Source organism: Pseudomonas onubensis (genome assembly GCF_965653655.1).
GTDB lineage: Bacteria > Pseudomonadota > Gammaproteobacteria > Pseudomonadales > Pseudomonadaceae > Aquipseudomonas.
The window spans coordinates 1-21,369 of record NZ_CBFHAZ010000084.1 but is presented as its reverse complement, the minus strand read 5'-3'; the positions used below and the strand labels follow the sequence as shown (position 1 = coordinate 21,369).

Below are 21,369 nucleotides of genomic sequence, written 5' to 3'. Positions count from 1 at the left end.
TACGGTGGACCAGCCAATGAATCTGCCGACTGACACACCGCATTCGCGAGCAAGCCCGCTCCCACACTTTGACTGTATTTCAGTTCAAAAAAGGCGCTTAGCTGCCATCACCACCATGGGCTTCCTCAAAGAAGTAATCCTTCCAGCTCGCCGCCTTGTTCTTCAGCACGCCCAGTTCCTGTAACTTCTGGGCATAGATAAACGTACGCTGCGGCACGATGGTGAAGTCGATTTCCGGGTCCTGAACGATTTTCTCCACCAGATCCAGCGGCAGCTTGGATTCCTCTACGCGAATATACGTCTTGGCTGCCGCTGGCTTGTCAGCCTTGATGATCTTCTCGGCCTCCGCCAGCGCGTCATAAAACGCCTTGTAGGTCTTGGGGTTTTCATCGTGAAATTTCTGCGTGGTATAGAGCACATTAAACGAAGCCTGCCCGCCAAGAATGTCGTAGGAACTGAGCACCTTGTGCACGTTAGGGTTCAACAACTCCTGATACTGAAACGGCGGGCTGGAGAAGTGTGAATTGATCTCCGAACCACCGGCAATCAACGCCGCCGTGGCATCCGGGTGGGCCAGGCTGATGGAGATGTCATCAAACTTCTTGAAATTGGCATCGCCGAACAGCTTGGCGGTCTCGATCTGCAAGGTACGCGACTGGAAGCCTACGCCAGCGGCAGGCACGGCGATGCGGTCTTTGTCGGTGAAGTCCTGCAAGGTCTTCACGTTGGGGTTATTGGTCAGCAGGTAATTGGGCATCGAACCGAGGGAGGCGATGGCCTTGACGTTTTGCTTGCCCTTGGTGCGGTCCCAGAGGGTGAGCATCGGCGGCACACCGGCCGAGACCACATCCAGGGCGCCGGCCAGCAGCGATTCATTCATGGCGGTAGCGCCGGATATGCTGTTCCATTCCACCTGGATATCCAGACCCTGCTCCTTGCCATGTTTTTCGATCAGGTGCTGGTCGCGCACCACGTCGAGGATCAGGTAGCCGATACCGAATTGCTGGGCAATGCTGATCTTGCCTTCGGCCTGGGCGCCGGGGCTGAGCAAGGCGCTCGCGGCCGCCAGGGACGCGGCCAACAGGGTCAGGGAGGAACGCTTGAAAGTCATGGGAATCTGCCGCGTTTTCGAGAAGGTGATAGAGCCTAGCGACGAATTTTAAGACTGGAAAAGAATATCGGGATCTATTGTTATGCTAATCATCCCCAAAATGCCGTGTGGCTGTTATTGTGCCGCGCTTTGAAATACACCTGCCAACCTGCGAGGAAATGGACGTTGAACACTGACGATAAAATGACTGGGGATCTGTTCGAGGTCGATAAGCGCCTGTCACTCAAGCCCGTGGTGGACTTCAACGCTTACCTGCGCAGCGCATTCGGCGATGGCCCATGCACCTGCGTGCGCTGCGCCGCCGCCAACGGTGACGAAACCGGCTACGCGTTCCAGCACACCTTCAACTTCGACGGCAAACCCACGCACCGCCGCTTTGCCTCCACGGCGGGCAGTGATGTGTTGATGGTGTTGAAGAAAGCGTGGCTGTCCTACACCAAGGCCGAGTTGCCGCTCAGTGGTGTGTTGGTGCTGGAGACGGTGAAGGAGTTTGTCGAGCCGCAGTTGCACAAGCGTGTGGCGCCGCTGTTTTTGGCCAGTGGGTTGGTCAAGGATGTGGATGGGCAGTTGCACATCCAGCCGCAGGCCGCCTGACCTAGTCTTGTGGCGAGGGAGCTTGCTCCCGCTGGGCTGCGCAGCGGCCCCAAAAATGGGCCTGCTACGCAGGCCAGCGGGAGCAAGCTCCCTCGCCACAGGTACAGTGTTTCGGCCTATGGGTTATTTACGCGCCGCCTCCCACTGCTTCAACAGGTCACCATAAGCCACCGTCTCACCTTTAGGCTTCTCATTCGCCAGCTTCGGCTTCGGCGCACCCGGCTGGTCAAACCAGTATTGCGCATCCCGCTCCGGGTTCATTTTCGGGCCGCACACCGGCTGCACCTTGGAGCGCTCCAGGCGCGTCATGATCGCGTCCTGTTCCTTGGCCAGGTTATCCAGCGCCTGTTGCGGGGTTTTCTCGCCGCTGGCCGCTGCGGCGATGTTGCTCCACCACAGCTGCGCCAGGCGTGGGTAGTCGGGCACGTTGGTGCCGGTCGGGGTCCACTCCACCCGTGCCGGGCTGCGGTAGAACTCCACCAGCCCGCCAAGTTTGGGCGCCATGTCGGTCATGGCCTGGGAGTTGATGTCGGACTCACGAATCGGCGTCAGGCCAACGATGGTTTTCTTCAGTGACACGGTTTTCGAGGTGACGAACTGCGCGTACAGCCAGGCCGCAAGCTTTTGCTTCTCGGGCGTGGACTTGAGGAAGGTCCAGGAACCCACGTCCTGATAGCCCTTCTTCATGCCCTTTTCCCAATACGGCCCGACCGGCGACGGCGCCATGCGCCATTTCGGCGTGCCATCGGCATTCACCACCGGCAGGCCCGGTTTGGTCATGTCGGCGGTAAACGCGGTGTACCAGAAGATCTGCTGAGCGATATTGCCCTGGGACGGCACCGGGCCGGATTCGGAGAAGGTCATGCCCGCCGCTTCCGGTGGCGCGTAGGCTTTCATCCAGTCCACGTATTTTTGCGTGGCAAACACCGCGGCCGGGCCGTTGGTGTCGCCGCCACGCGTGACGCTGGAGCCCACCGGGTGGCAGTCCTCTACGCGAATGCCCCACTCGTCCACCGGCAAACCGTTGGGCAGGCCCTTGTCGCCGCCGCCGGCCATGGAGAACCAGGCATCGGTGAAGCGCCAGCCCAGGGATGGGTCTTTTTTGCCGTAGTCCATGTGCCCATAAATACGTTTGCCGTCGATTTCCTTGACGTCTTCGCTGAAGAATTTGGCAATGTCTTCATAGGCCGACCAGTTCACCGGCACACCCAGCTCGTAACCGTATTTTTCCTTGAACTTGGCTTTAAGGTCCGCACGCTCGAACCAGTCGGCGCGGAACCAGTAGAGGTTGGCGAACTGCTGGTCGGGCAACTGGTAGATCTTGCCGTCCGGCGCAGTGGTAAAGGAGATGCCGATAAAGTCCTTGATATCCAGGGTCGGCGAGGTGAAGTCCTTGCCTTCGTTGGCCATCAGGTCGGTGATGGATTCGGTCTTGCCATAGCGAAAGTGCGTACCGATCAAGTCGGAATCGTTAACCCAGCCGTCATAGATATTCTTGTCGGACTGCATCTGGGTTTGCAGCTTCTCCACCACGTCGCCTTCCTGCAGCAGGTCGTGGGTCAGCTTGATGCCGGTAATTTCGCTGAAGGCCTTGGCCAGTACCTTGGATTCGTACTCGTGGGTGGTGAGGGTTTCCGACACCACGTTGATCTTCATCCCACGGAACGGTTCCGACGCCTTGATAAACCACTTCAACTCTTCGAGCTGCTGGGCTTCGGTAAGGGTGGACGGTTTGAACTCGCTGCCGATCCATTTTTTCGCGGCATCTTCGTACGCATCGGCCCAGGCCGTGGCGCTCAAACCGCTCAAGGCCAGTACGGCGGCCAATGAAATGCTATGTCGCAGCTTATTGTTTTTATTCAACATAGAGACCTCCTGGTGGTTTATTCATAAGGGCACTAGTTCATAAGGGCACTAGCCCCAACGCATCACACTCAACAGCCATACCAGGGATAGCGCAGACGCCACCCAGATGCTCCAGTCGGTAACGCCGATTACCAGCAAATGCAGGTAGGCGCTGCCGAGAAGACCGATAAACAAACGATCACCACGGCTGGTGCTGATCGGCAACACACCGCGCCGAGGAATACTCGGCGAACGCAGTTCCCAGGTGGTCATGCCTGCCAGCAGCAGGCCAATCGTCACAAAGAACAGTGCGGTCGGGGTGGTCCAGGCCATCCATTCCATCATCGAACCCTCTAGACCCGGCCCAGGGCAAAGCCCTTGGCCACGTGGTTGCGAACAAACCAGATCACCAGCATGCCGGGCAGGATGGTCAACACCCCCGCCGCTGCCAGCACGCCCCAATCAATGCCGGAAGCCGAGACCGTGCGCGTCATCACCGCCGCGATGGGCTTGGCGTTAACCGAGGTCAAAGTGCGCGCCAGCAGCAGTTCGACCCAGGAAAACATGAAGCAGAAAAATGCCGTCACACCGATACCGGAGCCAATCAACGGGATAAAAATCTTCACGAAAAACTTGGGAAAACTGTAGCCGTCGATGTAGGCGGTTTCGTCGATTTCCTTGGGCACGCCGGACATAAAGCCTTCCAGGATCCACACCGCCAACGGCACGTTGAACAGGCAATGCGCGAGCGCCACGGCGATATGCGTATCGAACAGGCCGATGGACGAATACAGCTGAAAGAACGGCAGCAAAAACACTGCCGGCGGCGCCATGCGGTTGGTCAGCAGCCAGAAGAACAGGTGCTTGTCGCCCAAGAAGCGATAACGCGAAAACGCATAGGCCGCCGGCAGCGCCACGCTCAGGGAGATCACCGTGTTCAGGCTCACGTAGTACAGCGAGTTGAGGTAGCCGGTGTACCAACTCGGGTCGGTGAAAATCACTTTGTAGTTGGCCAGGGTAAAATCCTGCGGAAACAGGGTCAGCCCGCCGAGGATTTCGGTGTTGCTCTTGAAAGACATGTTCAGCAGCCAGTAGATCGGCACCAGCAGAAACAGGATGTAGATCAGCAGCGGGATAACCTTGCGCTTGCTCATGTTGGCGGCCTCAGCGGTTGGCGTCGGAGTGGGTCATGGCGGTGTAGAACAGCCAGGACACCAACAGGATGATCAGGAAATACACCAGGGAAAACGCCGCCGCCGGGCCCAGGTCGAATTGGCCTACAGCCATTTGGGTCAAGGTCTGACTGAGGAACGTAGTGGCGTTACCCGGCCCGCCGCCCGTCAGCACGAAAGGCTCGGTGTAGATCATGAAGCTGTCCATAAAGCGCAACATCACCGCAATCAGCAGCACGCTTTTCATCTTTGGCAACTGGATATGTCGGAACACCGCCCAGGCGGATGCGCGATCAATCCGCGCGGCCTGGTAGTACACATCCGGAATCGCACGCAGCCCCGAGTAACACAGCAGCGCCACCAGTGAAGTCCAGTGCCACACGTCCATCACCAGCACAGTCACCCAGGCGTCCATGGTGTTGGCCGCATAGTTGTAGCTGATGCCCATGGCGTTAAGCGTCGAACCCAACAGGCCAATGTCGGCGCGGCCAAAAATCTGCCAGATGGTGCCGACCACGTTCCACGGGATCAGCAGCGGAATCGCCAGAATGATCAACACTAATGACGACCAGCGGCCCTTGGTCGGCATGGTCAGGGCGATGGCGATGCCCAGCGGGATTTCGATCAGCAGCACGCAGGCCGAATAGATGAACTGGCGCAGCAAGGAGTCATGCAGGCGTGGGTCGAGGAGCACCTGTTTGTACCAGTCGGCGCCGACAAAATAGCGGCTGGACTGGTCGAAAATGTCCTGCACCGAATAGTTGACCACGGTCATCATCGGGATCACCGCGCTGAACGCCACCAGCAGGAACACCGGCAACACCAGCCACCAGGCTTTGTTGTTCTGCACCTTGTTCATGGCTGCACCTCCAGCAGGTAATCGTCGGCGTACACCATCAACCATTGCGCGGGAAAACTGATGGAGGCTTTGCCTTCCGGCACCGGTTTGTCTTCGGCCAGGCGCACTTTCAACGGCGCGCCGTCAAGGTTGAGGGTCATGATCTTGTAGGTGCCGAGGTCTTCCACATGAACGACGTCGGCCTGCAGGGCGTCAGGGTTGTACTCGTCCCACACGTGGATAAATTCCGGGCGGATACCCACCTGCAGCTTTTTGTAGTCCGCCGCGCGCAGGCGCTGTTGCAAGGCCTCGGACAGCGGCAATAACGTGCCGGCAAAGCGCACGCCGCCGGCTTCGGCCTGCACCTCGATCAGATTCATCCCAGGGCTGCCGATGAAATAGCCGACAAAGGTGTGGCTGGGCCGCTCGAACAACTCACGCGGCGTGCCGAACTGCACGATCTGCCCGCCATACATCACCGCGATTTTGTCAGCGAAGGTCGACGCCTCAAGCTGGTCGTGGGTGACGTAGACCATGGTGATATTGAACTGCTCATGAATCTGCTTGAGCTTGCGGCGCAATTTCCATTTGAGGTGCGGGTCGATCACCGTCAGCGGTTCGTCGAACAGGATCGCCGACACGTCATCGCGCACCAGGCCACGGCCCATGGAAACTTTTTGCTTTTCATCGGCGGTGAGGTTGCGGGCTTTTTTGCTCAGCAGGGCTTGCAGGTCGAGGACTTCGGCAATTTCCTGCACCTTGCTGTGGATTTTCGCCTCAGCCATGCCCTGGTTTCGCAGGGGAAACGCCAGGTTGTCGAACACCGTCATGGTGTCGTACACCACCGGGAACTGGAACACCTGGGCAATATTGCGTTTTTCCGGGGTCAGTTCGTTGACCACTTTGGCGTCAAACAGCACTTGGCCTTCGGACGGACTGAGCAAGCCGGAGATGATGTTGAGCAATGTCGACTTGCCGCAGCCCGACGGCCCGAGCAAGGCGTAGGCACCGCCCTGCTCCCACACATGGTTCATGGCCCGAATGGCGTAGTCCTCAGGGCCATTGGGCGTAGGGCTGTAGCTGTGCGCGAGGTTCTGCAAATGGATTTCGGCCATCAGGCAACCCTCGCAACGCGGCGCCCGGGGGCCTGGACCAAACGGCCCTGGCCATCGAACACAAAGAGTTTATGGGTGGGGATATACACGCGGATCGGCGCGTCGACGTCGTACTCATGGACGCCCGGTAAGTGCAGCACCAACAAAAAGTGCTCGCTGCGCACATGCAGGAAGGTTTCCGAACCGCTGATCTCGGCCACCTCCACGGTCACCGCCAGTTCCAGGTCATCGTCGTTGCTCGGCACCAGGCTGATATGGCTGGGGCGCACGCCAAACCGGAACTCGCCTTCGCCGATGGGGCGCAGGTCCACGTTCAACGGGAAGTGCACGACATTGGCAAAACTCACTTCGTTGCCGCTGATACGCCCCGGCATCAGGTTTATCGGCGGTTCGGAAAACAGCTCGGCGGCCAGCACCGTCTGGGGCTGGTGATAGACCTCGGCGGCCTTGCCGCTCTGGATCACCCGGCCTTCGTGCAGGATGGTGGTGGTGCCGCCCAGTGCCAACGCCTCGTTGGGTTCGGTGGTGGCATAGATGGCAATGGTATGGCGCGCCTTGAACAGTTCGCGCATTTCCTGACGCAGCTCTTCGCGTAATTTGTAGTCCAGGTTCACCAGCGGCTCATCGAACAGGATCAGCTCGGCGTCTTTGACCAAGGCGCGGGCCATGGCCGTGCGTTGCTGCTGGCCGCCGGACAGCTCCAGCGGGTGACGCTGCAGGAACTTCTCGATGCGCAACATCTGCGCGGTTTCCAGCACCTTGCTGTGGATCAGGTCGTTGGACACACCGGCCTGGCGCAACGGCGAGGCGATGTTTTCGAACACGGTCATGGTCGGGTAATTGATGAACTGTTGGTAGACCATCGACACGTTGCGCAAGCGCACCGGCTTGTGGGTGACGTCTACGCCGTTCATCAGGATGCGGCCGCTGTCGGGCTTGTCCAGCCCGGCCATCAGGCGCATCAGGCTGGTCTTGCCGGACAGCGTACGGCCGAGCAAGACGTTGAAGGAACCGGCTTCGAAACGCAGGTTGGCGTCGTCGATCCAGGTCTGGCCTTCGACGACGCGGGAGACATGTTCCAGGGTCAATGACATGACACGCCCTTTTTATTATTGGAATGATTCTGGCCATTCGTAAGAGCGAGTTTCGTGCCAGAAGTGGCAGGTGGTTGATCTGTAAGGAAATGGGCTGAACAGGATGTTCAGGCATGAACACAAATGAACAACCAGCGCTGAACAACTGAACAGCGGGTGGGTTGACATTGAACAGTTCTGAACAACAATCGATAGGCGCCACAGCTTTAATGTGGGAGCTGGCTTGCCTGCTCCCACAGTTGGACGGCGCAAGGCTTGATAACAATAAAAATAAAAGAAGGTCGCCCCCCCATGGCCGAACCCTTGGCACACGACACCCTTATCCAGGAATCCTGGCGCCGTTGCCGCGCCTTTGGCCTGGACCACCAGAGCACGCCCAGCTTCGATCAACTGCCCGCCGAAGGCATCAGCCAGTTGCTCGAAAGCCAGCATTCGCTGGTGCAGACCACCCATCAGGAAGTGCTGCCCTACTACGAAAACATCCTCAGCAATTCCAACTGCCTGATCATGCTGGCCGACAACCAGGGCCAGGTGCTGACCTCGTGGGGCACCCAGCGTTTTATCGAGCCGAAGCTGGCGCGGGGCTTCAGCGCCGGCGCCAGTTGGATGGAGCGCTCAAGCGGCACCAACGCCATCGGCACCGCGCTGGCCTGTGCCCAGGCGGTGCATATCGAGCACGATGAACACTTTCTCAAGGCCAACCGCTTCATGACCGGCTCGGCGGCGCCGATCTTCGATGCCCAGCGCGAAATAATCGCGGTGCTGGATGTGTCCAGCGACAGCTACCTGCCGCCCTCCCACACCTTGGGCATGGTCAAGATGATGAGCCAGACCGTGGAGAACCGGCTGATTCTCAACCTGTTTCGCGGCGAGCATTTTCAACTGACCTTCAACACCGGCCTGAACAACCTCGACAGCCAATGGGCGGGCCTGATTATTTTTGATGACAGCGGCCAGGTGCTGTCGGCCAACCGCCGCGCCGACAACTTGCTGGGCATCAGCCTGTCGCGGGTGCTGATCGACAGTTTGTTTAAAGTCTCGCTGCTGGAATTGTTGAATCAACCGGAGGGCTTGCCGTTCTCGTTGCAGGCGGCCGGCCGCAATCGGTTCCAGTGTTTATTGAAGCGGCCGCAGAAGATGCCGGTGCAGGCGCGGGTCTTTGCTGAGCCCAAGCCCACCAAACCTGCGCCGATGAGCATCCAGACCCTGCACTTTGGCGATGTGCGCGTGGAAAAGGCCGTGCGTCAGGCCGAGCGTTTGCTGGAAAAGGACATTCCGTTGTTGATTCACGGCGAGACCGGCGTCGGCAAAGAGGTGTTCGTCAAAGCCCTGCACCAGGCTAGTTCGCGCAGCAAACAAGCGTTCATTGCGGTGAACTGTGCAGCGATCCCCGCCGAACTGGTGGAATCCGAGCTGTTTGGCTATGAAAAAGGTGCCTTTACCGGCGCTAACCAGAAAGGCAGCATCGGCCTGATTCGCAAGGCGGACAAGGGCACGCTGTTTCTGGATGAAATTGGCGATATGCCGCTGCCGACCCAGGCCCGCTTGCTGCGCGTGCTACAGGAGCGCTGCGTGCAGCCGGTGGGCAGCAGCGAGCTGTTCCCGGTGGACTTACGCATTATTTCGGCCACCAACCGTGCCCTGCGCGACTGGGTGCAGGCCGGGCGTTTTCGTGAGGATTTGTACTACCGCATCGGTGGCCTGACCCTGGAACTGCCGCCCTTGCGCGAACGCACCGACAAACAGGCGCTGTTCCAGCAGTTGTGGCAGCAGCACCGTGAGCCGACCCAATGGGCCGGGCTGAGTGCCGAGGTGCTGGCCTTGTTCGAACAACACCCGTGGCCGGGCAACCTGCGCCAGGTCAGCAGCGTGTTGCAGGTGGCGCTGGCGATGGCCGAGGAGCAGCCGGTGCGACCGGAGCATTTGCCGGATGATTTCTTCGTCGACCTGAACGTGGCGGCGCCCTTGCCCACCCAGCCAAGCCTGGAGGACAGTAGCGACCTGACCCAACGCCTGAAAGCGGCGGGCGGCAATATCTCGCACCTGGCGCGGGAGCTGGGCGTAAGCCGCAACACCCTGTACAAGCGCCTGCGCCAGCACGAAGGTTGAGCTAGCGCGGTTTGACCACCACCATCAGGTCGGTGAAGTACTCCACTCGGATCGGCAGATTATCGGCCAGCGCCGAGAGCGCCGCCGCCGTGTCATCGAGCTTGAACACCCCGGAAACGCGCAGGTTTTTCAACGCCTGGGCATCGAAGCGCACCAAGCCGTGACGGTAGCTGGCCAGGGTTTGCAGCACCTCACTCAGCGGTTGGTCGTTGACCTTGAGCAGGCCACGCGTCCAGGCATCCGGATCGGCGCTGGCGGTCGCCTGTACAGTCCCCGCGTGGCCATGATCCAGAACCGTGCGCTGCCCGGCCGTGACCTTGACGCCCTCACCCGTGTCACCCTGGACCGCCACGGTGGACTCGATCACCGTCACCACGGTGCTGCCGTCCGCCGCACGCTTGACCAGATAACGCGTGCCCAAGGCCGTGGCCGTGCCTTGATCGGTGCGTACCACGAATGGCCGTTGCGCGTCCTTGGCCACCTCAACCCACAGCTCGCCTTGCAGCAGTTCGATCACGCGCTGGTGGCCGTCGAATTTCACGTCCACCGCCGAGTTGCTGTTGAGCTGCAACTGGCTGCCGTCTTCGAGGGCGACCTGGCGGCGCTCGCCGACGCCGGTGCGCTGGTCGGCCATCCACACCGGCATGTGCTGCACACCGAACCAGCCGCACAGCACTACGCCGAGCACACCCAAGGCCTGCACCCGGCGCGAACGTTGGGGCGCAAAAGCGCGATTGAGGGCGATGCGTGCCGGTTGCGCGGGCAAAGTATCAAAGCCACCCCACAGCGAGCGCATGCGCTCGATGGCCACGGAATGGCGCGGGTCGGCCTGGCACCAGGTGTTGAAGGCTTGGCGTTCGGCCTCACCGACGTCTTCGTCGTGCAACCGCGTCAGCCAATTCGCCGCTTGTTGAATGATCTGCTCAGAGTTCACGGCAACGGGTCCGCCGCGTACAGGCTGTGGTAGCAATGCACCAGCGCGGTGGACAGGTAGTTTTTGACCGTGCTGGGTGACACCTCAAGGCGTGCGGCGATTTCACTGTAGGTGAGCCCGTCGAGGCGGCTTAACAGGAAGGCTTCACGGGTTTTTGCGGGCAGGCCGGCGAGCATCTCGGCGATGCGCTCCAAGGCTTGCAGCGCCACGTGGATGGCGGCCGGGTCGGGCATGCCGGCGTCTTCACACTGCACCAGCAGGGCTTGCAGGTAGGCCTTTTCGATCCGGCGGCGGCGCGCGCCATCGATCAACAGGCGCCCGGCGGTGGTGGCGAGAAAGGCGCGAGGTTCCTTGATGGCCTGCGGATCGGCCAGCATCAACACGCGGATAAACGCATCGTGGGCCAGGTCGGCGGCGTAGTGGGAACACCCGAGTTTTTTGCGCAGCCAGCCGTGCAACCAGCCATGGTGCTCGCTGTACATCGCCGTAAGGGTCTGCTGACGGGCGCAATCGCCCGGCGCGGCCGGAATGTCATGCATGCGCAAAAACTTCTCAAATGGGAAATATTACCAATTGCGCGAACAATGCCAGTAAAACTGTGGCGGGGCAAGGGCCACTCGGGTGGCGCAGTTTTGTGGCAGCTGCGAGTTTGTGGAAGTTGTGCACGGTCAATGTGGGAGCGGCGGTGCGACGATTCGACTTGCTCGCGAAGGCGGTGGATCAGTTACAGATGAATTGACTGGCCCACCGCATTCGCGAGCAAGCCCGCTCCCACAGTTTGACCTCGCTTACAGCTAAATCCGCTTAGCGCCAGCTCCAGGACACACCGGTATAGATACCGCGCCCATCGGCCGGCGTAGAACGCGCTACATCCAACCCCTTGTCGTCATAACCCGGTGTGACGGTATCGGCATAACGGCGGTTGGTGAGGTTGCGCAGATCAACCCAGGCTTGCCAGTCTTGTTTCGGCGCGTCGTAGCCGAAGGTGGCACCCAGGGTTGTGTACGCCGCCGCGTAGTAAGAGTTGGCGTAGTCCACCGCCACCCGTGAAGCATGCTCGGTGTTGAGGCTGGTGTAGAAACCGGTCGGGTGGCTGTAGCGTACTTGCGCCTGGTAGTAATGCTTGGGGATGCCCGGCAAGGTGTTGGCGCCGAAGCGGTCGTCGTCACGGTAGTGGAAATCGCTGTAGGTGTAGGCCTGGCGCAGGGCCACCTGGCCATTACCACCACCGTCCCACAACGGGCTGAGCAGGCTCAACTCCACGCCCTGGTGCACGGTGGGGCTGGCGTTGGCTTCGGCGACGACGGCGCTGCTGGCCTGTGTCTGCGCCTGGGTTTCCACCGTGAGCAGTTCGTGACGCACTTCGGAGCGGTACAGCGCCAGGTCCCACTGGCCAAACCATTGCTCACCGCGCCCGCCTATCTCCACGGTGGTGGCGGTCTGATTGCGCAAGCTCACGCCTTCGCGGGCCAACCCGTTGGCCGGGCCACCGGTAAAATATTTGTTGGAGCCCCAGATCATCGACCACGCGTGCGGCGGCTCGACCGAACGGCTCAGGTTGCCGTACACCTGCAACTGCGGGGTGAAGTCATAGCGCAGGCCGATACGCGGCGCGTAGTCCCAATCATGCTGACTAAGCGGCGGCTGCCCTTCGGGGTAACTGACCTGGGTTTCGCGGCGGGTGTAGATCGCCGCCAGGCCGGTGGTCAGCCACAGGTCTTGCGCAAGCTCCAGCTCGTTGCCGATATGCAGCACCGTGTCGGAGCCCAGGTAGCTGTAGTCGCGGGTTTTGGTGCCCGGGGCGTAATAGCTGGCGGGGTTGCTCGACGGCACGCGCACATATTCCGAGGCGCCGTTGTTGGGCATCGCCTGGGTGGTGCGCAGGCCAAGGGTGGTTTTGCTGTCGTGGCCAAACCAACTGTCCTGGCGGATGTAGTTCAGGGTGCCGCTGACATCGGTGTAGGCGACTTTCAGGCGGTTGAGCCCTTCGCGCAAATCCATCGGGTAGTCGTGGTAGGCCAGCCCCACCTCGACGCGGGAACTGTCATCGAGCTGCAAGGTGGTCTTGTTGGCGATCCAGGTCGAGCCCGGCTGCAGGCGCTTCGAGTCGCGGGCGGCGTTGAGGCGGTTGGCGGCGGTTGGGTCGTGGCTGATCTGGTAGCGCGTCAACTTGCCGGGGCTGTCGTTGGTGGTTTCGCGGTAGCGAAAATAGAAGCGCGTCTCCAGGTCCGGGTTGAAGCGGTAGCCAAAGTTGGCCGCAATGCCCTTGCCGGTGCCCGCGCTCTGGTGCTGATAGCCGTCGGATTCGGAGTCGGTGAGGCTGATGTAATAGTCGGCGTCGCCCAGCACCTGGCCGGAGCTGATTTCGCGCTGGGCATAACCGCGACTGCCCACTTCATAGCGCACCTGCAACTTCGGCGCGTCATAGCCGGTATGCGTGACATAGTTGACCGAGCCACCGAGGGCCAGGGCGCCCTGGTCAAAACCGTTGGCACCGCGCAGCACCTCGACGCGGCTTTGCCACAGCGGGTCCTTGAGTTCATAGGGCGTGCCGCCGGGGCCGGTGAGCGGCAAACCGTCGAGCATTTCATACAGGCCCGAGGCGTGGGAGCCGGGGCTGCGGTTCAGGCCGGAACCGCGGATCGACAGCTTCACCCCTTCATTATTCGCCGCCTTGGCGTACACGCCGGCCTGGTACTTGAACACATCTTCGTTGGTGCTGACGCGTCCCTGCTGCACGCTGCTCATATCGATGAAGTTAGTGCCGCCAGGCACACTCTTGAGCTGCGCCTGGGCCACTTCGGCGGCGCTGGCCTCGCTGCTGGAGACTTCGACCGGGGCCAGTTGCAGGGTGTCGGCTTGCGCCAGTGAACTGAAGGTCAGGGCGGCAAACAGCAGTGGGGGTTGGCGCAACAACATGGGGGTAAATCCTTGGAATTCGGGGGCGTGAAAAAGCCTGGGCCATCACGCGAACAGTGATGGGAAGCCAGGCAGGCCCACCAGGTCACGCTTAATTAACGGACCAGACCCTTCCCACAACAGCATCGGACCGAGATTATTTTCTAAGTCCAAAATCGCATTAACACATGCAAACTCAGTATTTAAAGAAATAACCAGCACGCATTACTGTGGGGTCATTGAGTCGCCCACGAGATCCCAGCATGCACACATCCGCCAGCGTTATTGACTTGACCCTCCACCGCAAACGCCGCCAAGCGCGTGCCGCGGCCGAGCTGATGTGGGCGATGTACGCGGCACGCGCGGGGCTTGCGGTGTTCTCCGCCCACACCGCAACCGCCAGTGATACGCGCCGGGCGTAACGCCGATGAATTTTTTACAGGTACTGCCCGAATCAGCCGAAACACTGCCAAAACCTGCGATTGAGGATGACGACACCAGCCTGTGCGTGGCGCAGAACCTGCAACGTTTGCGCAGTAAACGCCACCTCTCGCTGGACGGGCTGGCACGCGCATGCGGCGTGAGCCGTGCGATGCTGGCGCAGATCGAGTCCGGCCGCAGCGTGCCGTCGATCAAGGTGCTGTGCAAAATCGCCAAAGGTTTAAAGGTGTCGGTCGCGGCCTTTCTGGAGGACCGTGCCTTTGAAGGCGTCGAGGTGTTACCGGCGCAACAGAGCAAACGCCTGGTGAGTGCCGACGGAGCCTTCGTCAGCCGTGCGTTGTTTCCCTTTGATACCGCCCGCCAATCGGAATTTTACGAAATCCGCCTGCGCGCGCTCGGCGAGGAAGTTTCCGCCGGCCACGGCCCCGGCATTCAGGAAAACCTGGTGGTGGCCCAGGGCGTACTGGAAGTCAGCGTCAACGATGAGCGTTACTTGCTCTCCACCGGCGACTCGATCCTGTTCTACGCCGACCAGCCCCACCGCTACCGCAACCCGGCGGACAGCGAGGCAGTGGCATTTTTGGTGATCACCTACCCGGAACGCCTGGACTGAATGCAAAAAAGCCCCGACAAGTCGGGGCTTTTTTGCACGTGTTTTACGCAGCAGCGATCAGCAGGTGCAGCACATCATCGGCATGCCGTTGCAGCTCATCATCATCGGCATGGCGCAGTCGTTCATCAGTTTTTTCATCAGCATGCAGCAGTTTTCCATCATGGCCACGCTCATGCCTGGCATCGGCATCATTTTGCACATCATGCTGTCGCCCATCACGCTGCATTCCATCATGCATTTCATCATCGGCATCGGCATGCCCATCATCGGCATGTTCATGTCAGCCATCATCTTCATGGCATCGGCCGACATGCACAGCATCGACATGTTGGCGCACTGCATCATCATCGGCATGCCGCAGTTCATCATCATCGCCATCATCTCGGCATTGGTCTTGAACTGCGCCATGTCCATACCCGCCGCCGGCTTCATGGTGCACATCATGGCATCGCCCGCCATTTCACACTTCATGGTCGCCATCATCATCGGCATGCCCATCATCGGCATCATTGGCATGGACGTGTTCATCGGCATCTGCATTGCGTTCATCATGTTCGAAACTCCGTAATCGACAGGAAATGGCTAAGTTCTGGCGCCGATTCTAGAGGCACCGAGTAACGGCGCAAGACGACGGCAGAGCAGCACAAATGGCTGTTCGGGAGCTTGCTTGGGTGACCCCTACAGCGAAGTCGTACGTGAACACAGATGAAGCGATGCAAAGACATACACAGCCGCTACTGGCACCGCATTAACGCCAAGATGGATATGCGATTAAAGCCTTGCAACCTCACTTAAGGAAATAAACGATCTAACCCGTGGGCAATTTCTGATAATCAGCCTGGCCTTTCAGCGGTTCAATCGTGCGCATAAATTCATCCGCCTCAGACCCCCAGGGGAAACTGAACCCCGCCATTTCATCGCACGCCAGGATCTCAGCCAGGGCTTTACGCAACTGAGACTCCGCCGGCGAATCGCGCAGCAGTTTATGAGCGCTCAATAACACCTCTGCAGGAACCCCCTGGGCGCTTGCCACATCGATCACTGCAAAGAGGATAAATCGCAGACGAACCTCGCGATCCGTAGGCCAAACCGTTTTTCGCTTACCCAAGGTACGCACTCATCCGTTGAGAAAAGCCCGAGGCTATTGCCCACCGAAGGGTGTTTCAAGCGAGGGGCCTCAAGATAGGCCCTTTCCTACACTTGAAAGGGACATGCCGTACCTACATTACTGCACCGGCAAGAAATTCATCAGCAGCAAACTCTGCGCATAGTTGAGCGCCACACGTCGGTAGCGTTCATCGAGCATCTGCGCGAGCAGGTCGAGGCGCGCGACTACTTTGCCGAACTCGACCGCAAAGCTGAGGTTGCTGCCCTCCTCCGATATCTCGTTGGAAAACAGCAGTAATACGCCGTTGGCGTCCTGGCGTTGACTGAGCAGCCAGGTGGCTTTCTCGATGTTACGTGCGGCGTTGCTGACAAACTGCGGGTTGATTGAGTCGGTCATATAGAACTGGGTGCGGCCGCCGTGGGCGGTCACCAGCATGCTGCCGATCGCGTAGATAAACGCGCCGACCCGGTCGCCTTTAAAATCCGGGCTTAACGAGTAGCTCAAGGCTGCGAGATCGCGCCGCTCGCCCAGGGCCGGCAGCGGTTGCTGCTGCTCGATGGCCTGGCGGATTTCCCGCGCGGCGCTCACCGCATCCGGGTAACCGGATTGGCGCCACTGGTTGGGGTTGCGCAGGTAGAGCTTGCTCATCAGCAGATACAGGCTTTGCAGGTTGTCGCGCATGCTCAAGGTTGCCATGCGGTCGACGCTGGTCTGGAAGAACTCGTCGGGCCTGCCATTGCTGAACTGGCTGGCGATATCGCGGCCCTGCTGCTGGCTGCAACCGCTGGCAAACAGGGCCAATAGAGCCGCTGACAACAAAGGCCAGCGGGAGATAAAAGTAGTTGAGGTTCGATCCATCGGCACCGGGTCTGGTTCTGCTGCCTCGCTCTGAATGAGCGGGGTCGTGACAGGGGTAGATCAGCAGAATGAAAAAAAGTGCGGCGAGCCGGGTCGGTTCAGAGGTTGCCTACGCGCAAAGGGGTGCCTATAGGATCGTTCCCACGCGCCTCAAAGGAATGCCGCCCGGGACGCTCCGCGTCCCGCTTTCTGACGCCGTGACGCGGAGCGTCACTGGATGCGTTACCACGCGGAGCGTGGGAACGATCAAGCGGCCGGGTAGTGCATTCCTGCGAAATACTTGCCTGATCCTCCGACTTATCGACTGGCGGATAGATAGCCCTTGCGCCGTGGTCTAGAGTGCAACGATGGGCCACAAGTCCCACTCTTCTTATAAGGGCTCAAAAGAGCTCAGCACCACCAACCGATGATCAGCAGGTGAACCCGCCATGGAATTACGTATCAACCAAAAGACCTACCAGGTCGATGCCGACGCCGACACGCCGCTGCTGTGGGTGATCCGCGACGACCTCGGCATGACCGGCACCAAGTACGGTTGCGGCCTGGCCCAGTGCGGCGCCTGTTCGGTACTGGTGGACGGTAATGTGGTGCGCTCCTGCGTTACCCCGGTGGCGGGTGTGGTCGGCCGCGAGGTCACGACCATCGAGGCCATTGAGGACGATGCGGTGGGCAAGCACGTGGTCGCCGCCTGGGTCGAACATCAGGTGGCGCAATGCGGTTATTGCCAGTCCGGGCAGGTGATGGCGGCCACGGCGCTGCTCAAGCACACCCCCGCGCCGACGGTCGCGCAAATCGATGCCGCCATGGTCAACCTGTGCCGCTGCGGCACCTATAACGCCATCCACACCGCCATGCAGGATTTGGCCCAGCAGAAGGAGCGCGCATGATGAATACGCGCAACGAATTGCTGGATGTGGCCCTGGGCGACCCGGTCAACCTGTCACGCCGGCGCTTTCTGGCCAGCACCGCCGTGGGCGCGCTGGTGATTGGTTTCGGCTTGCCGCTGGGTGGCGGCCGCGCCTTCGCGGCCACCGCCAACCCTGCGGAGCGCGGCACGCAGGTGCCGGCGTTTCTGGAGATTCGCCCGGACGGCACGGTGCGCCTGCTCAGCCCCTTTATGGAAGGCGGCCAAGGCACCCACACCGCCATGGCGCAAATTGTCGGTGAAGAACTGGACGCCGACCCTGCCACCTTCATTGTCGAGGCCGCGCCACCGGGCGATGCCTATGTGGTGATGGAAAACGGTATGCGCATCACCGGCGGCAGCATGTCGGTGCGCATGAGTTACCCAGTGATGCGCCGCCTCGGCGCTCTGGCCCGCGCCATGCTGTTGCAGGCCGGTGCCGAGCAACTGGGCGTGCCGGTCGCGCAACTGACCACCACACCCGGCCGCGTGGTACACGCCGCCTCGGGCCGCTCGCTGGGCTACGGCGAACTCGCCAGCCGCGCCCTCGACATGCCGGTGCCTGACCCGTCCACTATCACCCTGCGCGACCCGAGCCAATTCCGCTGGATCGGCAAGCCGGTCAAACGCCTGGATGCCTACGACAAGTCCACTGGCAAGGCGCAATACAGCATCGACCTCAAGGTCGACGGCATGCTCCACGCCGCCGTCCAGCATGCGCCGCGCCTGGGCATGACCGTGGGCAGCCTGCGCAATCAGTCCCAGGTCGAAGCCATGAAAGGCGTGCACTCGGTGCATCAATTGCCTGGCGCCGTGGCCGTGGTGGCCGAGCGCTGGTGGCACGCCAAGCGTGCAGTAGAAGCTATTCAAGTCGAATGGCTGGAAGCCGCCGCCGACTCTACAGTGCGCGCCATGCCGGCGGATTTTTCCAGCGACAAATACCGTGACTTCCTCGCCGCCCAGCAAGGCCCGGCCCGCGACGAAGAAAACGAAGGCGACGTCAACGCCACGTTGGCAAATGCCAAGACCAAGGTCGAAGCCACCTACCATAACCAGTACGTCAACCACGCCCAACTGGAGCCGCCATCGGCCCTGGCGCGCTATAACCCGGATGGCACGCTGGAAGTGTGGCTGCCGAACCAGGCGCCGGACATGTTCCGCGCCGACATCGCCAAGCGCACCGGGCTGGACGTGTCGAAGATCACCCTGCACTCGCCGTTACTGGGCGGCTTTTTCGGCCGGCATTTCCTGTATGACTCGGCCAACCCGTACCCGCAGGCCGTCGCATTGGCCAAAGCCGTGGGCCGCCCGGTCAAGCTGATCTGGAGCCGCGAAGAAGAGTTCCTGCGCGATGTGCTGCGCCCGGTCGCGGTGGTCAAGTTCCGCGCGGCGCTGGATGACAAAGGCTTGCCGGTGGCCATCGAAGCCGTGAGCGCCACCGAAGGCCCATCCGAAGCCATCGCCGGCAAACAGGGCGACAAAATCGACCCGACGGCCCTCGAAGGGTTGTCGGGCAAGTCCTACGCGATTCCTAACAAGCGCATCGCCCAGATCTACGTCAAAGGCCCGACCATGCTCGGCTACTGGCGTTCGGTGGGTAACTCGCTGAATGACTTTTTCTACGAAGCCTTCCTCGATGAACTGGCCGACAAAGGCGGCCATGACCCGTACGAGTTGCGCCTGCACCTGCTGCGCGACAACAAACGCCTGACCACGTTGCTGCAAGCGGTGGGCGAGTTGTCCGGTGGCTGGAAACGTGGCCCGTATACCGCCGAAGACGGCAGCCGGCGTGCCCGCGGCGTGGCCATGGCCTCGCCCTTTGGCTCGCATGCGGCGGTGGTTGCCGAAGTGTCGATCGAAAACGGCCAGGTCAAGGTGCATCACATCTGGGAAGCCATCGACCCTGGCAGCATCGTCAACCCGGCGATCATCGAGGCCCAGGTCAATGGCGCCGTAGCGTTGGGCTTGTCACAAACGTTGGTGGAAGAAGCGGTGTACGTGGACGGTAAACCACGGGCGCGCAACTACGACCTTTACCCGATCCTGCCACCCTCGCGGATGGCCAAGGTGCACGTAAAGATCGTCGAGAGCGGCGAAAAGATGGGCGGTATCGGCGAGCCGCCGCTACCTGCAGTGGCGCCTGCCGTGGCCAATGCGGTGGCGCACTTGACCGGCCAGCGCATCCGCAGCCTGCCCTTGAGCCGCTACACCTTCGCCTGACCGACAAGGAACGCCTATGAACAACCAACGATTGGCTAGAACCGCTGGCTGGCTGGTGCTGGCCGGCGCGGTCGCCGCCGGCCTGCTGGCCTGGTACGTCACCCGCCAACCTGCTTCGCCGTTTGAACAGGCCAACGCCACCGCCGACCCGACACTGGTCAGCCGTGGCGAATACGTCGCCCGCGTCAGTGATTGCGTGGCCTGCCACAGCCTGCCGGGCAAAGCGCCGTTCGCTGGCGGCCTGGAAATGGCTACGCCGCTGGGCGCCATCCATGCCACCAACATCACGCCGGACAAAAACGTCGGCATCGGCACCTACAGCCTGGCTGACTTCGACCGCGCCGTGCGCCACGGCGTGGCACCGGGTGGGCGACGGCTCTACCCGGCCATGCCCTACCCGTCCTACGTGAAACTCAGCGACGACGATATGCGTGCGCTGTATGCGTTTTTCATACAGGGCGTGCAACCGGCCAGCGAGCCGAACATTCCCAGCAGCATTCCGTGGCCGCTGAATATGCGTTGGCCAATCGCGCTGTGGAACGGCGTGTTCGCGCCGACTAAAACCTATGCCGCCAAACCCGAGCAGGACGCGTTGTGGAACCGTGGCGCCTATATCGTCCAAGGCCCCGGCCACTGCGGCAGTTGCCACACGCCGCGTGGGCTGGCCTTTAACGAGAAGGCCCTGGATGAGTCCGGCGCGCCGTTCCTCGCCGGTGCCCTGCTCGACGGCTGGTACGCACCGAGCCTGCGCCAGGACCACAACACCGGTTTGGGCCGCTGGAGCGAGCCGGAGATTGTGCAGTTCCTCAAGACCGGGCGTAATAAACACGCGGTGGTGTATGGCTCGATGACCGAGGCGTTTAACAACTCCACGCAGTTCATGCAAGACGACGACCTGGCGGCCATTGCGCGTTATCTCAAGTCGTTACCTGGGGATCCGCAGCGTGACGGTTCGCCGTGGCAATACCAAACGGCATCGCTCGACACAAGCGCTCCGGGAGCCCACACCTATGCCACCCGCTGCGCCTCCTGCCATGGCCTGGACGGCAAAGGCCAGCCGGAGTGGATGCCACCGTTGGCCGGTGCCACCTCAGCCCTGGCCAAGGAAAGCGCCTCGGCGATCAACATCACCCTCAATGGCTCGCAACGCATCGTGACCGCCGGTGTGCCGGACGCGTACCGCATGCCGGCGTTCCGCGAGCAATTGTCCGACCAGGAAATCGCCCAGGTGTTGAGCTATGTGCGCGGTACATGGGGCAACAACGGCGGCGCGGTAGAGGCAGCGGCAGTTAACAAGCTGCGCGGGCATACAGACCCGGCCAGCAGCAGCCCGATTATCCTGCACATGCGCTAACAGATCGTTCCCACGCTCCCGCGTGGGAATGATCTGATCGAGTGCCTTAAATCCGCAACCCCGCCTGCCTGTACACAATCAAAACTGTGGGAGCGGGCTTGCTCGCGAATGCGGTAGGCCAGACACATGGATGCTGACTGACCCACCGCATTCGCGAGCAA

The 21,369-nt window shown here is 60.9% G+C and carries 19 protein-coding genes; 7 read left to right on the top strand and 12 right to left on the bottom strand.

Annotation, left to right across the window (positions count from 1 at the left end):
- Positions 1 to 97: 97 nt before the first annotated feature.
- Positions 98 to 1,111 carry an ABC transporter substrate-binding protein gene (locus tag ACTD9P_RS22475; RefSeq protein ID WP_438869403.1) on the bottom strand — a complete coding sequence of 338 codons (1,014 nt, stop codon included), beginning with the start codon at positions 1,109 to 1,111 and terminating at the stop codon, positions 98 to 100.
- A gap of 165 nt (positions 1,112 to 1,276) precedes the next feature.
- Between ACTD9P_RS22475 and ACTD9P_RS22470 the strand changes: the two genes are divergently transcribed.
- A complete protein-coding gene (locus ACTD9P_RS22470) occupies positions 1,277 to 1,705 on the top strand; it encodes a hypothetical protein (protein WP_438869402.1) in 429 nt (142 codons plus the stop codon).
- A gap of 123 nt (positions 1,706 to 1,828) precedes the next feature.
- Here the strand turns inward: ACTD9P_RS22470 and ACTD9P_RS22465 are convergent, their stop codons facing one another.
- The 6 genes from ACTD9P_RS22465 to ACTD9P_RS22440 are packed head-to-tail and all read right to left on the bottom strand — an operon-like array spanning position 1,829 to position 7,769.
- Positions 1,829 to 3,571 carry an ABC transporter substrate-binding protein gene (locus tag ACTD9P_RS22465; protein ID WP_065930235.1) on the bottom strand — a complete coding sequence of 581 codons (1,743 nt, stop codon included), beginning with the start codon at positions 3,569 to 3,571 and terminating at the stop codon, positions 1,829 to 1,831.
- A 48-nt stretch (positions 3,572 to 3,619) separates the two neighbouring features.
- The gene (locus ACTD9P_RS22460; RefSeq protein WP_438869410.1) at positions 3,620 to 3,892 is read right to left on the bottom strand and encodes a DUF2160 domain-containing protein; all 273 of its coding nucleotides are present in this window, start codon (positions 3,890 to 3,892) and stop codon (positions 3,620 to 3,622) included.
- Between the two features lie 11 nt (positions 3,893 to 3,903).
- On the bottom strand, positions 3,904 to 4,704 hold the full coding sequence (locus ACTD9P_RS22455; RefSeq protein ID WP_003174634.1) for a carbohydrate ABC transporter permease: 801 nt from the start codon (positions 4,702 to 4,704) through the stop codon (positions 3,904 to 3,906).
- Between the two features lie 10 nt (positions 4,705 to 4,714).
- Positions 4,715 to 5,581 carry a carbohydrate ABC transporter permease gene (locus ACTD9P_RS22450; protein ID WP_005789024.1) on the bottom strand — a complete coding sequence of 289 codons (867 nt, stop codon included), beginning with the start codon at positions 5,579 to 5,581 and terminating at the stop codon, positions 4,715 to 4,717.
- Complete coding sequence (locus ACTD9P_RS22445; protein WP_438869401.1) at positions 5,578 to 6,675, bottom strand: ABC transporter ATP-binding protein; 1,098 nt, start codon at positions 6,673 to 6,675, stop codon at positions 5,578 to 5,580. The genes ACTD9P_RS22450 and ACTD9P_RS22445 overlap by 4 nt, the downstream gene beginning before the upstream one ends.
- Positions 6,675 to 7,769 (bottom strand): ABC transporter ATP-binding protein, encoded by a 1,095-nt coding sequence (locus tag ACTD9P_RS22440; RefSeq protein WP_138815601.1) that lies wholly within the window; start codon positions 7,767 to 7,769, stop codon positions 6,675 to 6,677. The genes ACTD9P_RS22445 and ACTD9P_RS22440 overlap by 1 nt, the downstream gene beginning before the upstream one ends.
- 291 nt (positions 7,770 to 8,060) lie before the next feature.
- Here ACTD9P_RS22440 and ACTD9P_RS22435 point away from each other — a divergent pair, with 291 nt between their 5' ends.
- On the top strand, positions 8,061 to 9,878 hold the full coding sequence (locus ACTD9P_RS22435; protein ID WP_438869400.1) for a sigma-54-dependent Fis family transcriptional regulator: 1,818 nt from the start codon (positions 8,061 to 8,063) through the stop codon (positions 9,876 to 9,878).
- A 1-nt stretch (position 9,879) separates the two neighbouring features.
- On the opposite strand, the gene ACTD9P_RS22430 is transcribed toward ACTD9P_RS22435, so the two are convergent.
- The 3 genes from ACTD9P_RS22430 to ACTD9P_RS22420 form a co-directional block, all read right to left on the bottom strand.
- On the bottom strand, positions 9,880 to 10,812 hold the full coding sequence (locus ACTD9P_RS22430) for a FecR family protein (RefSeq protein WP_438869399.1): 933 nt from the start codon (positions 10,810 to 10,812) through the stop codon (positions 9,880 to 9,882).
- On the bottom strand, positions 10,809 to 11,351 hold the full coding sequence (locus tag ACTD9P_RS22425) for a sigma-70 family RNA polymerase sigma factor (RefSeq protein WP_438869398.1): 543 nt from the start codon (positions 11,349 to 11,351) through the stop codon (positions 10,809 to 10,811). Before ACTD9P_RS22425 ends, ACTD9P_RS22430 begins: the two co-directional genes overlap by 4 nt.
- Before the next feature lie 265 nt (positions 11,352 to 11,616).
- Entirely contained in the window at positions 11,617 to 13,731 is a 2,115-nt protein-coding gene (locus ACTD9P_RS22420; RefSeq protein ID WP_438869397.1) for a TonB-dependent receptor family protein, read from the bottom strand.
- Between the two features lie 406 nt (positions 13,732 to 14,137).
- On the opposite strand from ACTD9P_RS22420, the gene ACTD9P_RS22415 reads away from it, so the two are divergent.
- A complete protein-coding gene (locus tag ACTD9P_RS22415; RefSeq protein WP_307419523.1) occupies positions 14,138 to 14,764 on the top strand; it encodes a helix-turn-helix domain-containing protein in 627 nt (208 codons plus the stop codon).
- A gap of 64 nt (positions 14,765 to 14,828) precedes the next feature.
- Positions 14,829 to 15,332: a hypothetical protein gene (locus tag ACTD9P_RS22410; RefSeq protein ID WP_438869396.1), complete on the top strand. Its 504-nt coding sequence runs from the start codon at positions 14,829 to 14,831 to the stop codon at positions 15,330 to 15,332.
- A 240-nt stretch (positions 15,333 to 15,572) separates the two neighbouring features.
- Here the strand turns inward: ACTD9P_RS22410 and ACTD9P_RS22405 are convergent, their stop codons facing one another.
- Positions 15,573 to 15,872 (bottom strand): hypothetical protein, encoded by a 300-nt coding sequence (locus ACTD9P_RS22405; RefSeq protein WP_438869395.1) that lies wholly within the window; start codon positions 15,870 to 15,872, stop codon positions 15,573 to 15,575.
- 117 nt (positions 15,873 to 15,989) lie between these two features.
- Entirely contained in the window at positions 15,990 to 16,730 is a 741-nt protein-coding gene (locus ACTD9P_RS22400) for a hypothetical protein (protein ID WP_438869394.1), read from the bottom strand.
- Between the two features lie 428 nt (positions 16,731 to 17,158).
- Between ACTD9P_RS22400 and ACTD9P_RS22395 the strand changes: the two genes are divergently transcribed.
- From ACTD9P_RS22395 to ACTD9P_RS22385, 3 genes are read left to right on the top strand one after another with little or no spacing between them, the layout of a single operon-like run.
- Positions 17,159 to 17,617 carry a (2Fe-2S)-binding protein gene (locus ACTD9P_RS22395; RefSeq protein WP_017137716.1) on the top strand — a complete coding sequence of 153 codons (459 nt, stop codon included), beginning with the start codon at positions 17,159 to 17,161 and terminating at the stop codon, positions 17,615 to 17,617.
- Positions 17,617 to 19,854 carry a xanthine dehydrogenase family protein molybdopterin-binding subunit gene (locus ACTD9P_RS22390; protein ID WP_438869393.1) on the top strand — a complete coding sequence of 746 codons (2,238 nt, stop codon included), beginning with the start codon at positions 17,617 to 17,619 and terminating at the stop codon, positions 19,852 to 19,854. The genes ACTD9P_RS22395 and ACTD9P_RS22390 overlap by 1 nt, the downstream gene beginning before the upstream one ends.
- Positions 19,855 to 19,870: 16 nt before the next feature.
- A complete protein-coding gene (locus tag ACTD9P_RS22385; RefSeq protein WP_438869392.1) occupies positions 19,871 to 21,208 on the top strand; it encodes a c-type cytochrome in 1,338 nt (445 codons plus the stop codon).
- Positions 21,209 to 21,369 lie beyond the last annotated feature (161 nt).